Source organism: Mastigocoleus sp. MO_188.B34 (assembly GCF_030065675.1).
Taxonomy (GTDB): Bacteria; Cyanobacteriota; Cyanobacteriia; order Cyanobacteriales; family Nostocaceae; genus Mastigocoleus.
The window spans coordinates 21750-34760 of sequence record NZ_JASJDK010000098.1 but is presented as its reverse complement, the minus strand read 5'-3'; the positions used below and the strand labels follow the sequence as shown (position 1 = coordinate 34760).

The window sequence follows — 13011 nt, the reverse complement described above, 5'->3', positions numbered from 1 at the left end:
CAACCGTGCCAACTTAGGTATGGAAGTAATGCACGAGCGTAACGCTCACAACTTCCCCTTAGACTTGGCTGCAGGTGAAGTAGCTCCCGTTGCTGTAAGCGCTCCTGTAATCAACGGTTAATATTATCAACCATCAACAAATTGAATATTTAGCTTAAGTAAGCATTTACTTAAAATCAAAATCACTCTCCAGGAATGGAGGGTGATTTTTTGTGTGCATTTTTATTCAGAATTTGGTTATTGAAAAACAGCAAAAAAAGATTATCAGCCAAAGGATTTTTACCTTAAAGGCAATTTTCCGAATTTACACCCTAGTCATTCGTAGTTTTTAAAGTTTACACATATTGAGAGAGTAGTTTTTTCTTGAGTTCTTCAACTCTGCTTTTGTTTTATTTTGCTCTCTGATAATTTTATGCGTCCAATTGCTGAAACTCTAGCTTCAGAATTTTTTAACACTATTATTGACCGTTATCCCATCAGTGTTACGGAAGATACTTTGGTGCTGGATGTAATTAAGTTAATGAATCAAGAAGGCAAAACAATAAATGATGTTTTAGTAGTTAAGGAATGGCAAGTAATTGGCTTATTTTCTGAGCAAGATGTAGTGCGTCTGGTAAGTACGGGAGTAGATTTTGCCCATGCAAAAATTTCTGAAGTTATGAAAACTTCAGTGTTCACCCTCACAGAATCTCAAATAGAAGATTTTATTTTCCCACAAAGTTTATTCTTACTGTTTAAAAAATATGACTTAAGAATACTACCAGTACTAGATAGACAAAGTAAATTAATAGGAAATATTACATTAGAAAAAATTTATCAAGCGTTGCTAGCAAAAGATGATGGAGAAACATATCGACAAAAATATAAACTATTGAGTTTATTAGAGTCAGTCGTCACAAATAGTAAAGATGCCGTACTCCTAACTAAGGCTAACTCTCTGGATACTCCTTTTAATTCTTGTATCATTTACGTTAATCAAGCTTTCACCGAAATGAGTGGCTGGTCTGCTTGGGAAATTTTGGGAAAAACACCATCCATTCTCCAAAGCGAATTAACAGATAATTCTGGCTGGGAATTAATTCATACTGCCCTCCAAAGTGGTCTACGGGTTACAACTGAATTTATTAACTATCACAAAAATGGAGCCAAATATTGGGTTGAGGTGGATATTTTTCCGATTGCAGATGAAAAGGGAGAAATTACTCATTTTGTAAATATTCAAAGAGATATTACATCCCATAAATTAATTGAAGATAATCTCTGGTCAAGCGTACAGCTATTTCAACAACTAGTAGAAAATATCCATCAAGTTTTATTTGTACGTGATATCAAGCAAAATAAAATTATCTATATTAATCCTGCGTATGAAAAAATATTTGGACGCAAGCGCGATCTTCTTTATGAAAATCCCGAGGAACTGATCGATGCTGTTCATCCAGAAGATAGGGAGCGCTTGAATGCAAAAATAACTACTAGTTTAGATGGAAATTATAACGAAGAATATCGAATAATTCGTCCTGATGGTGAGGTGCGTTGGGTATGGACACGTGGTTTTCCTCTCAAAAATAATTTAGGAGAAGTTTATCGTCTTACGGGTATTTCAGAAGATATTACTGAACGCAAGCAAGCACAAAATATTCTTCAAGAAACCAATGCAGATTTAGAAAGACGGGTATCTGAGCGCACCAAAATTTTAAAGCAAACGAATCACCAATTGATGGATGAGATACAAGAGCGACTGAAAATTGAAGAAAAACTACGCAAGTCTCAACAAATGTTGCGCTTGGTGATGGATAATATCCCGCAAGGTGTTTTTTGGAAAGATCGAGATTCGATATATCTTGGATGTAATCGTAATTTTGCTTACAATGCAGGCTTCGATAATCCCCAATTGATAGTTGGAAAGACAGACTACGATTTGTCCTGGAGCAAAGAATATTCTGAATCCTCACGCCAATGGGATGCTAAAGTGATGGCGACTAACCAAGCACAATATCATATTATTGAAACGCAACAGCAATTCGATGGTAACAAAGTTTGGGTTGAGACAAACAAGGTTCCACTTCATGATGCTCAAGGTAATGTAGTTGGTATTCTTGGAACAGTCGAAGATATCACCGAACGCAAACAATCTGAAGAAACATTACTTGGTTTTCGTACAGCAATTGAATGTGCTAGCGATGCGATCTGTATGACTGATTCTCAAGGTAATGTTATTCACCTTAACCGTGCTTTCAGAGAATTATTTGAATACAGCACCGAAGAATTAAATACTCTAGGAAGCTTAGCTGCTATTTATGTTAGTCATGCTGATTACCGCAAAGTATTCGCCAAAATTCACAGAGGTAAATCTTGGCGCGGTGCAGTGACGATGCGAAGTAAAAGTGGTCGTATTCTTGATATTGAGTTAAGAACTGATGCAATAAAAAATTTTACAGGTGAATCAATTGGAACTGTTAATATCAATACTGATATTACTCAACGTTTGCGAACTGAGAAAGAATTAAGATTGCGAGAACGAGCAATTGCAGCTAGTAACAATGGAGTATTAATTAGTGATGCAACTATTCCTAATAATCCAATAATGTATGTCAATTCAGCGTTTGAAAATATTACAGGTTATTCAATATCAGAAGCAATAGGACAAAGTAGAGATTTCTATATCAATAATGATTTGGAAGCAAATAAACTATTGTCAGAAGAACAATTAAACAAATTTTTTAGCACTATTATTCGTAATTATCGTAAAGATAATAGCGAATGTTGGAATGAATTAAGCATTTCTCCTGTATACAGCCAAAATGGAATATTAACTAACTTTATTGTTGTCCAAACAGATATTACAGACTATAAAAAACTAGAACAGCAACTAAGAGAAGCTTTAGAAAAAGAAAAAGAACTCAACGAACTAAAGTCTCGTTTTGTAAGTACGACTTCCCATGAATTTCGTACACCATTAACCACGATTCTTTCATCCTCTGAATTATTAGAAAATTATGGTCACAAATGGAATAAGGAAAATAGATTTAAATACCTTAAAAAAATTCAATTAGCAGTTAAACGTATGACTAATTTATTGGAAGATGTTTTAAATTTAGAGAAAGCAGAAGCAGGCAAACTACAGTGCAAACCAAAATATTTTGAGCTAGTAAAATACTCTCTTTCTCTAATTGAAGATTTACAAATAAATCAACCTCAAACGAAAATAATTTTTGACTGCGATCATCAATCACTTGAAGTGTATATGGATAAAAAGTTACTCAGACATATATTGAGTAATTTATTATCTAATGCAATTAAGTATTCCCCAGATATCAAGCCTATTTACTTTACAATAGTGATTCAAAATCATCATGCTGTTTTTACTATTAAAGACCAAGGAATAGGTATTCCCCAAGACCATTTACCACATTTGTTTGAATCATTTAATCGTGCAAATAATGTAGATAATATTCAAGGTACGGGATTAGGATTGTCAATAGTCAAAAAATGTATTGATATTTGTCAAGGAGAGATAAATGTAATTAGTAAAGTGGGTAATGGGACTATTTTTACTGTAAAACTACCGTTAAATATGGCCACAAATAGTTAATTATAATTATAGTTATATGTTGACTAAAGTTTTATTAATTGAAGATGAGATTTCCGTACGTGAGAATCTTTCAGATTTATTAGAAGCTGAAGGGTTTGAAACTATTACTGCTGCTAATGGAAAAGTTGGAATAGATTTAGCTATCTCCCAAGTTCCTGATATTATTTTATGTGACCTAATGATGCCAGAAATAGATGGCTATGGTGTATTAGCAAGATTGCGTCAGGAAATTCTAACTGCAACAATTCCGTTTATTTTTCTTACAGCTAAATCTACTCGGAGAGATGTTCGTAAAGGAATGGATTTGGGAGCCGATGATTATTTAACAAAACCGTTTACTCGTGCAGAATTGTTAGGTGCTATTAATAGCCGTTTGGATAAACAAATTAAAATGAAAAATTATTTATCCAATAACTATTCTGATATTATTGATTTTTCGCCAGAAATGTTACTAATTAAATCTAGTTTGCGCCGTGCAATTGAAGCTGGACAACGACACGAATTCCAGACTTATTATCAACCTATAGTTGATATAATCTCCGGTAAAATTATTGCTGCTGAAAGTTTAGTAAGATGGATTAGTCCAGAACTGGGAATGGTTTCTCCGGCTGAGTTAATCCCCTTAGCTGAATCTACAGGTTTAATTATCTCCATTGGCGAATGGATATTAGAGAATGTATGCAAACAAGCAAAAATTTGGGATGAAGCCAACCTATCTTCTTTATTATTCTCTATAAATGTCTCCAGTTTCCAATTTACCCAAGTTGATTTTTACCAAAAAATATCGAGAATTCTTGCTGAGTTTGAGATTCCAGCAAATTATCTGGAATTAGAAATAACTGAAAATACAATTATGAGTGATTTTCATACAGCAGTTTATACAATGCAAAAATTACAGTCTTTAGGTGTCAAGATTACTATTGATGATTTCGGCACTGGAAATTCTTCTTTAGTGTATCTCAAAGATTTTCCTATTGATACTTTAAAGATAGATCGCTATTTTATTCATAATATCGCTAATGAACCTGAAAAGTCGGCAATTACAAAGGGACTAATTCAAATAGCTCATAATTTAGATATTAAAGTAATCGCTAAAGGTGTGGAGACGGAAGCAGAATTAAATTTCTTACGTCAAAATAACTGTGATGCAATTCAAGGTTTTCTATTCAGTCCTGCAATAGCAGCAGCTGAATTCGAAGATTTATTAATCAATCCCAAATATTTGCCCACTTAAGCAACAAATTTACTGTTCGCAATAAGTGTAGAGGATGATGAAGAAAATTTTAGTTATAGAAGATGAAGAAAATCTAAGACAAAATATTGCTGAATTACTCACTTTGGAAGATTTCAAAGTAGTAGTAGCAGAAAATGGTATGGCTGGGTTACAGATAGCAGAGTTAGAAGTTCCTGATCTAGTTATTTGTGATGTCATGATGCCAGAATTAGATGGCTATGGAGTACTAGAAAAATTACGTCAGAATCCTCAATTATCAACCATACCTTTTATTTTTCTGACCGCAAAAGCTTCGAATTCAGATTTTCGTCAGGGTATGGAACTGGGTGCAGATGATTATTTAACTAAACCTTTTACAAGTCAAGAATTACTTGGAGCAATTGCATCTAAATTAAAAAAACAAATAGCAATTGATAAACACTCACAAAAACAATTAGATGAATTACGTAATAATATAGCCTTATCTTTACCCCATGAGATGCGAACGCCATTAAATGGAATCCTTGGTTTCTCTGAAATTTTGACCCAAGAAGCTGAATTTCTTAGTGTTGCAGAAATTCAGGAAATGGCGCAAGGAATAAATCAGTCAGGTCAACGTTTATTCAAGTTAATTCAAAAGTTTTTACTGTATACAGAATTAGAGATGATTTACAACGATCCAAAACGGATTAATTCGTTGCAAAGTAATCTCACTCAGTTTCCTAACTTAAGTTTAAATAAATTGATACTGGAGAAAGCAAAATATGAAAAAAGAAAAGTAGATTTACAACTGAATCCACCAGTTTCATGTGAAGTAAAAATTTGTTCAACTCGGTTATTGATCATAATTGAAGAACTTCTTGATAACGCTTTCAAGTTTTCTCCTGCAGATCGAACTGTACGAATAATTAGTAAGTTAAAAGACTCTACATTTAATTTGTCATTTATCGATTATGGAAGAGGAATGACAAGCCAACAAATTAGAAATTTAGGTGCTTACAAACAGTTCGAACGCCAAATATACGAACAGCAAGGAATGGGTTTAGGATTAATCATTGCTAAACGCATGACAGAATTACATAACGGTACATTTAAAATTTATAGCGAACCAAATAAAGAAACTATTGTACAAGTTCAATTACCTTGTACTGTTCATACTGAGAATTATTAGTACCCATGTGTTTAGATTATTTTGCTCGTGCTTCGCCGCAGTCTATTCATCTCCTCCCTTCCACTGCTCGTCCATAAGGGCGAGGTATGTTCTGGCTCCTGAGCAAATAATCATAAGAAAAGGGCACGACATTGTCGTACCCGTGCCATCAAATTCTTAATAAATTAAACTACAAGCTTGGTGCAAACTGTGGTTTATCTGGTACTTCTGCATACTCAGACACAATTTGTCGAAATTCATCTCCGTCGATAGTCTCTTTCTCGATTAACAGATCCACAACTCGATCCATTAAAGAACGATGATTGCGCATGATATCGAGCGCGGACTTGTAGCACTCATCAACAATTGTGCGAACTTGACTGTCGATACGGGCTGCAATCGACTCAGAATATTCCGAACGAGTCATCCAGTCACGTCCCAAGAAAACTTCTCCTGACTGACTTTCCAAGGAAAGTGGTCCCAAGTCGGACATCCCAAAACGAGTTACCATTTGTCGTGCCATACCTGTTACTTGCTGCAGGTCATTTCCAGCGCCAGTAGTAATTTCATCTCTACCAAAAATTACATCTTCGGCTGCACGACCGCCCAAAGCACCTGTAATTCTGGCTTTAAGTTGAGAACGAGTAATTAAACCTGATTCCTCACTGGGGGTAAACCAAGTTAACCCTTGTGCTTGACCGCGAGGAATTAAAGTAACTTTCTGTACTGGGTCGTGGTCCTTAAGTAAAGTACCAACTAAAGCATGTCCTATTTCATGGTAAGCAATTAAGCGTTTGCTCTTGCTATCTACCAATGGAGTACCTTCCATCCCAGCGACTACCCGGTCAACTGCATCATCAATTTCTAACAGGGTAATAGCTTCTTTACGACGACGGGCGGTAAGAATAGCTGCTTCATTAAGCAAGTTGGCTAAGTCAGCACCGGTAAATCCTGGAGTCCGACGAGCAATGGTTTCCAAAGAAACGCTTTCGTCAATCTTTTTATTACGAGCATGAACTCTAAGTACTTCCAAGCGTCCTTTAATATCTGGTGCATCCACTGTAACCTGTCTGTCAAAACGTCCGGGACGTAACAGTGCTGCATCCAAAACATCGGGACGGTTGGTTGCAGCAATAATAATGATGCCGGAATTACCTTCAAAACCATCCATTTCGGTTAACAATTGGTTGAGGGTTTGTTCCCGTTCGTCATTACCACCACCAATACCAGCACCACGCTGTCTTCCAACTGCATCGATTTCATCGATGAAGATAATACATGGTGCATTATCTTTAGCTTTTTTAAATAGATCGCGAACTCGGGAAGCACCAACACCAACAAACATTTCCACGAATTCAGAACCGGAAATACTAAAGAAAGGTACGCCTGCTTCACCAGCGATCGCTTTTGCTAATAATGTTTTACCAGTTCCCGGAGGTCCTACTAACAATACGCCTTTGGGAATGCGTGCCCCTACTGCTGTAAATCTTTCTGGTTGCTTGAGGAAAGTAACTACTTCTTGCAGTTCTTCTTTTGCTTCCTCAATGCCTGCAACGTCATCAAATTTTACTCCGGTTTTAGCTTCCATTTGGAAACGTGCTTTAGACTTACCGAAGTTCATTGCTTGACCGGGACCACCGGGCATATTGCTAGAACGACGGAACAAGAAGAATAAACCGGTAATAAGTAAAATTGGGAAAATTAGATTGCCCAATAGTCCCCAAATTGCTCCATCATTACGCATGGGATGAGCAGCAAAGTTGACTCCTTTCTCCTCAAGTTTCTCAATTAACTCGGGAGCATTAATAGGCAAATCTACCCTCACTCGCTGCAAACGATTATCAAGTTCTGGATCCTTCGTTTGTACGATGGCTGTTCTTCCACCTTCATAAAAATCTACGGTGGATATCTGCTCGGCATCCAGATATTCCAGAAAGCGCCCGTAGGTCATACGGGTACTGGCTGTATTTTTAGTTAAATCAGCTGGAGAACTACTAAAAGCCCCCTGCCAAAAGAAAAAGCCAATTACCAAAGCAGGCAATGTCCAAAGTACTAGGACTCTCCAGGAGAATTTCATTTTAATTTGCCTCTAGATGCTGATACAACTAATCAGCAATAGCACTTGAAGGAATATAGGAATATATTTCCCTGTTACTATGCTGTTAAACGGATGTTTATAATTCCACTTTATTTAATACAACTGTTCCAACTGAACTGTTACAGAGCTTAGGACTTCTATAACATGTTCAGAGTTTTAGTAAGAATCTTAATTAAATGTAACTTAATTTTAAGACATTAAACCACTTAGATCCTAATTCTAATTTGATCCTTCTGTGCGAACGTCTTCAAAAAATACTTATTTATCTCACTTATTTCTCTGGATACCAAGAAGATTAGATCTTGCTAAACGCCATTGTGCATATCACAAAATTAAGGAATAGTACTTGAAATTCCTCAGTCTTTATGGTTTAAAGATTATCCACTCATATACTAGCCGTGGGATAGCTTAACATCTATTCGCTGATTATCAAACTGCGAAGATTAGGTCAAAACAGATAGCAAACCATACATCTTCACGACTGCACCAATCACCACAACGGCTGGAGCTTCAAAACCTACATTTTTTACTTGTTCGAGAATTGTCCCTAACTCACCAATTAATTCTTCCTGGTCTGGTCGCGTACCCCAACGTATGAGAGCAACGGGAGTATCTAAACTTAATTCAGCATTAATCAATTGTTGAACTATGTGGGGTAGGTTGTGAATCCCCATATAAATCACTATAGTTTCCGAACCGTGAGCTATAGCATCCCAATTTACTTCTGGACGATATTTACCGGTTGCCTCATGACCAGTAACAAATGTGACTGAAGAACTGTAAAGTCGATGAGTTAAGGGGATACCAGCATAAGCAGGAGCTGCAATTCCTGAGGTAATACCAGGGACTATTTCTACCGATACTCCTGCTTCGACTAATGCTTTCATTTCCTCACCACCACGACCAAAAATAAATGGGTCTCCACCTTTTAGTCTGACTACGATGGCATTTTCTTGTGCTTTATCAATCAACAATTGTGTTGTTTTTTCTTGTGCTTGGGAATGTCTTCCTTTTCGCTTTCCCACATTAATTTTTTCGGCTTGAGAGTTAATCATTGCCAAAATTTGAGGGCTAACTAAGGCATCATGAATAACTACATCTGCACATTCGAGAATACCTTTACCCTTAAGGGTCATCAGTCCTGGATCTCCTGGACCTGCACCTACCAAATAAACCTTTCTCAAGGATTGTCTTCCCTGTGTGACTGAGCAATTCATCTTTCCATTAAATCCCAAATTAGTTCGATTATTTCTGCATTTGCTCCTAGAGGTTTAGATAGTTGGAAGCTAATCGTAGGGAAATTTAGTTTCAACTTTTCTATCGTTCGAGCAATTGTATCGGTGATTCCGCCTGCAAACAAAAAGTAAGGTATAACATTAATTTTTCTACAACCCATAGAGAATAAAGTCGCAACTTGTGATTCTAAACTTGGTGGTGAAGCCCAATAAGCAGTTACTAAACCTAATTTTACTGATATTTGCTCTACCAACATTGTTGCTGACTGACGACGACTACCGTGAGCAAGTAAAATAGTTGCGTCTGCTCGGTTGATACGTAATTGATTTGCCAATAAAGCTTCTAAACCGGGATGAGAACCTAAATATGGCTGTAGGTTAACAACAATATCTTCACCAAGTTGTGCTTTTGCTTGTGAAACTTCTGTTGGAATATCTTCCATGACATGTATTCCTGGAAGTAAAAACAAAGGTAATATTTGCAAGCGATTACATCCTTTATCCGCTGAATTGCGAGCAAATTCAATAATTTGTGAGTGCAAAGGTTGTGAAGCAAACTCTAGAGATGCTGTCCCTACAAATACTTGATGTTTTAGTGTCGATACAATAGGACTACTTGTATCATGTGTGGGATAACTTCTCAATTTTTGAGATATCTTACCTGCTAGTTGCTGCATTGCACTCTCTGGGCGAGGGTCACGGCTTCCGTGATATATCAATAAATATCCCGACGACTGTGGTGTAAATGAATGTTTCACTAATAGTTAGAGATGGACTAGAAGGCGTATTTATTTGTGAGTTTCAGCTTCTTTTATATCAAAATTTCAGAATTCTATCTGGTAAGTATAAAATTAATTTGATATCTGTATTTTAATTTTGACATATAATTTTCACATTAATTTAGTAACTAAACTTAACCGCTTTACTCGCAGCATTCACTCATCTGTTCCATTAGTCATGAAACAAATAATAATAACTATTATTGTTTTTTTATAATGAAAACAATCATACTTTTTACCATCGCACTAATAAGGCTGTTTGCTCATCCAAGATTGATGAAGCCAAGTATATACAATCAAAACTTTTAAAGCAAAACCTCTCTCAAATATTTAACATTATGACATCTTCTAAAATTCTGAAGTAAACACACAAATATTATTCCAAATCAAAACAGCTATTAAGCTATTATTTACACGTAAATTAAATGATAAACGAAGAAAAATATCAATAATCAGATTTACCCATTCAACTATTAAAACTATTTTTAAATTAATTTATTATTTAGTTGATGCGAGCAGAAACTAAGTTAATGCTGAAATATGGATTTTAGTGAATATATTATGCCTAGACAGTCTAGTAATGTAAACTGCTTGGGTATAATAAAATTAGACTAACTATTATGATCGAATTTTTGATATACAAAGTTTTCTAACGCTCGACATTCCAAAATTTTCTTCAGTGCCTGTTGCTAACAGAACGGGGTTTAAATTTTGATAGTTATGAAAAGATTTTCCTAACTAGTACTTATACAGGAATATAGTTAGGGCTATATTAAAATATTAGGAATATTACTATAGCAGCGAATGCTCTTAAGTGCAATTGATTTAAAATTTTGCTCGAAAGTAATTTTATTTCAATAGGAAATAACACAAGATAGTTATAAAAAAACTCGTATCAATAGTTACATTTTTCTTTGGTGCACTAACCATTTTTGTAACTTGAAAAGTTAGTAATTGTTTGCAAACACTTTGTTCAAATATTTATAATTGAGTGCCAATAAAGATGAATGCAATATTTGTTACTGTTGTTGGGCCTTGTAGATGTAAAAATTGTTGAATGCTCCAACGCTTTCAAACTTGTAGCCGGGAATAAAGGAGAAGGATTCCAACTTCAAGTCCGTATGATAAATGCTAAAAATGATGAAATTTTGCCTTTGAGTCGTTCTGGAAATAATTTCTTGAACTTGTGGGTTCGCAGAATTTAGTAAATTGTCGCATTGAGAATTAAGTTTAATGGGTAAATTGTCCAAAAAGTTTTTGGACTTACCGCACACATTATCCTTAAGGTACTTAGTTAAGCGCTGTGTAGCATACTCTTCATATGCGGCTTGAGAGGGATTGGTAGTTGCCATAGATGCCCCTAACAAAGTCAATCCAACAACTGCGGTACCAGCAATAATCTTTAAAAGTTTCATTTTTTCAGTTTTTAGGTTTTTAGAAGTTTATAGTGTCTAGCTGTCATGACCTCGCCCTGGATATCCAGCCTAAAAATTCAAGCTATGGAATTCGAGCTTCAAATCTCAAACTTTAGGTGTTCAATTCTAGAATTCAACTTATTTTAGCGATTCTAAGAAAAACTATGGATTAATTTTATAAGAGTGTGTTATTATCTCTATTGCGTTGAGGAAATGGCGGGCGTAGCCAAGTGGTTAAGGCAGAGGATTGTGGTTCCTCCATTCGTGGGTTCGAGTCCCATCGTCCGCCCTTAATTTTTGTTAATTCGTTTGACATCGTGTACAGATTAGTAGTAATTGATAACTAAGGCAGTAAAGTAACGGACAGATAATAACTTGTAACTAGACTATCGTCCAGTATTCTTCGTATCATTACTATCTTTTAGATTCTCTTTTTAACATAGCCATTCAAATATCTCTGGAATTGAATACAAGACATACGTTTATTTTGTCTGTGTATTATAGAGGATATTAAATCATTAGTATGTCAGTTCTACCTGATGGATGTATTATTCGCGAAGCAAAACCATCTGATATTTGGTCAATTAGATTTTTAGTATTAAGGGCTAAACTCGATCCGACCCAAATTCGATGGCAACAATTTTGGGTGATCGAATGTTCTGGGGATATCGTCGCATGCGGACAATTAAGAGAATACTCCGGAGTCAAAGAGCTAGGAAGCTTGGTTGTTTTACCTACTTGGAGAAAACGCGGTTTGGGAAGCTTCTTAACCCGACATTTAATTGCATCTTGTGAGCAAGCACTTTATTTAGAATGTTTGGGAAAACGACTCGCAAACTTTTATAGTCGTTTTGGTTTTCACCCTGTTACTTGGGAAGAATTACCGCGTTCGCTCCAAAGCAAATTTCGTATTTCTCAACTAGCAAAAACTTTGAGGATTTTCCCTGTGCAATTCATGCACTACCGAGGAAGTTAAGAGATATTCAGAATTTATTTCTCATACAGAATTCAGAGCGGGTCAAAAAAATACATTTCAAAATAGTTACGAAATAATCAAAAAACTGTAACAGTATGTTGCGTAAGTCTGTTCGGGATAGATTAATTTATTATCTTTTTGCATATTACTTGTTTTACTTTATTGGAAATTGGCATTATGTTTTTAAGTTTTATTTAATATGTTTACCTTAATTATAAGAAAAAGAACTAGTTTGCTCATTATTTGGTAAAGCTAGGTATCAACTAATTAACTTTCTTGAAGAAACAGTATGTTTTGTAGCACGAACTTTATATTTCGTTTATAACCTTGAAGTATAGGTGAATACTAAGCGGTTCATCAAAATATTACTTAATAAAGAAATCGAGGCTAATATGATTAATTGTCCTTGTTGTTCCGATAATATGCTACGGCACATTCGTGGAAATCAAGTCTATTTGTTTTGTCCAAGTTGTTGGCAAGAAATGCCAAACTGGATTGCTCAAAAAGATTGCTCATTGCCAATTAATCAAATGGTCGAACTAGTTATGAATCC

At 35.5% G+C, this 13011-nt stretch carries 8 protein-coding genes, 1 tRNA gene and 1 pseudogene; 6 read left to right on the top strand and 4 right to left on the bottom strand.

Annotation, left to right across the window (positions count from 1 at the left end):
- The 4 genes and pseudogenes from QNJ50_RS20540 to QNJ50_RS20525 form a co-directional block, all read left to right on the top strand.
- Nucleotides 1-121 (top strand): annotated as a pseudogene (locus QNJ50_RS20540) (photosystem II q(b) protein); the annotation flags it as partial.
- Nucleotides 122-412: 291 nt separating this feature from the next.
- The gene (locus tag QNJ50_RS20535; RefSeq protein WP_300638698.1) at nucleotides 413-3592 is read left to right on the top strand and encodes a PAS domain S-box protein; all 3180 of its coding nucleotides are present in this window, start codon (nucleotides 413-415) and stop codon (nucleotides 3590-3592) included.
- Nucleotides 3593-3611: 19 nt separating this feature from the next.
- Nucleotides 3612-4826 (top strand): EAL domain-containing response regulator, encoded by a 1215-nt coding sequence (locus tag QNJ50_RS20530; protein WP_300638708.1) that lies wholly within the window; start codon nucleotides 3612-3614, stop codon nucleotides 4824-4826.
- 34 nt (nucleotides 4827-4860) lie between these two features.
- Nucleotides 4861-5976 (top strand): response regulator, encoded by a 1116-nt coding sequence (locus tag QNJ50_RS20525; protein ID WP_366914304.1) that lies wholly within the window; start codon nucleotides 4861-4863, stop codon nucleotides 5974-5976.
- A gap of 169 nt (nucleotides 5977-6145) precedes the next feature.
- Here the strand turns inward: QNJ50_RS20525 and ftsH2 are convergent, their stop codons facing one another.
- From ftsH2 to QNJ50_RS20505, 4 genes are all read right to left on the bottom strand, one after another.
- A complete protein-coding gene (gene ftsH2, locus QNJ50_RS20520; protein WP_300638696.1) occupies nucleotides 6146-8032 on the bottom strand; it encodes an ATP-dependent zinc metalloprotease FtsH2 in 1887 nt (628 codons plus the stop codon).
- Between the two features lie 464 nt (nucleotides 8033-8496).
- Nucleotides 8497-9270, bottom strand: a complete 774-nt coding sequence (gene cobA / locus QNJ50_RS20515) for a uroporphyrinogen-III C-methyltransferase (protein WP_300638694.1) — start codon at nucleotides 9268-9270, stop codon at nucleotides 8497-8499.
- Nucleotides 9267-10046, bottom strand: coding sequence for a sirohydrochlorin chelatase (locus tag QNJ50_RS20510; RefSeq protein ID WP_366914303.1), 780 nt, complete (start codon nucleotides 10044-10046; stop codon nucleotides 9267-9269). The genes cobA and QNJ50_RS20510 overlap by 4 nt, the downstream gene beginning before the upstream one ends.
- 1040 nt (nucleotides 10047-11086) lie before the next feature.
- Nucleotides 11087-11482, bottom strand: coding sequence for a DUF4359 domain-containing protein (locus QNJ50_RS20505; protein ID WP_300638692.1), 396 nt, complete (start codon nucleotides 11480-11482; stop codon nucleotides 11087-11089).
- Nucleotides 11483-11698: 216 nt separating this feature from the next.
- Between QNJ50_RS20505 and QNJ50_RS20500 the strand changes: the two genes are divergently transcribed.
- Together QNJ50_RS20500 and QNJ50_RS20495 are read left to right on the top strand one after the other, a co-directional pair.
- Nucleotides 11699-11771: transfer RNA gene (locus QNJ50_RS20500), tRNA-His, on the top strand.
- Between the two features lie 234 nt (nucleotides 11772-12005).
- Nucleotides 12006-12458, top strand: a complete 453-nt coding sequence (locus QNJ50_RS20495; protein ID WP_300638690.1) for a GNAT family N-acetyltransferase — start codon at nucleotides 12006-12008, stop codon at nucleotides 12456-12458.
- Nucleotides 12459-13011 lie beyond the last annotated feature (553 nt).

Coding starts and splice junctions, on each gene's coding strand:
- QNJ50_RS20535 (WP_300638698.1), top strand. CDS start 413: ATGCGTCCAATTGCTGAAACTCTAGCTTCAGAATTTTTTAACACTATT.
- QNJ50_RS20525 (WP_366914304.1), top strand. CDS start 4,861: ATGATGAAGAAAATTTTAGTTATAGAAGATGAAGAAAATCTAAGACAA.
- ftsH2 (WP_300638696.1), bottom strand. CDS start 8,032: ATGAAATTCTCCTGGAGAGTCCTAGTACTTTGGACATTGCCTGCTTTG.
- cobA (WP_300638694.1), bottom strand. CDS start 9,270: ATGAATTGCTCAGTCACACAGGGAAGACAATCCTTGAGAAAGGTTTAT.
- QNJ50_RS20505 (WP_300638692.1), bottom strand. CDS start 11,482: ATGAAACTTTTAAAGATTATTGCTGGTACCGCAGTTGTTGGATTGACT.
- QNJ50_RS20495 (WP_300638690.1), top strand. CDS start 12,006: ATGTCAGTTCTACCTGATGGATGTATTATTCGCGAAGCAAAACCATCT.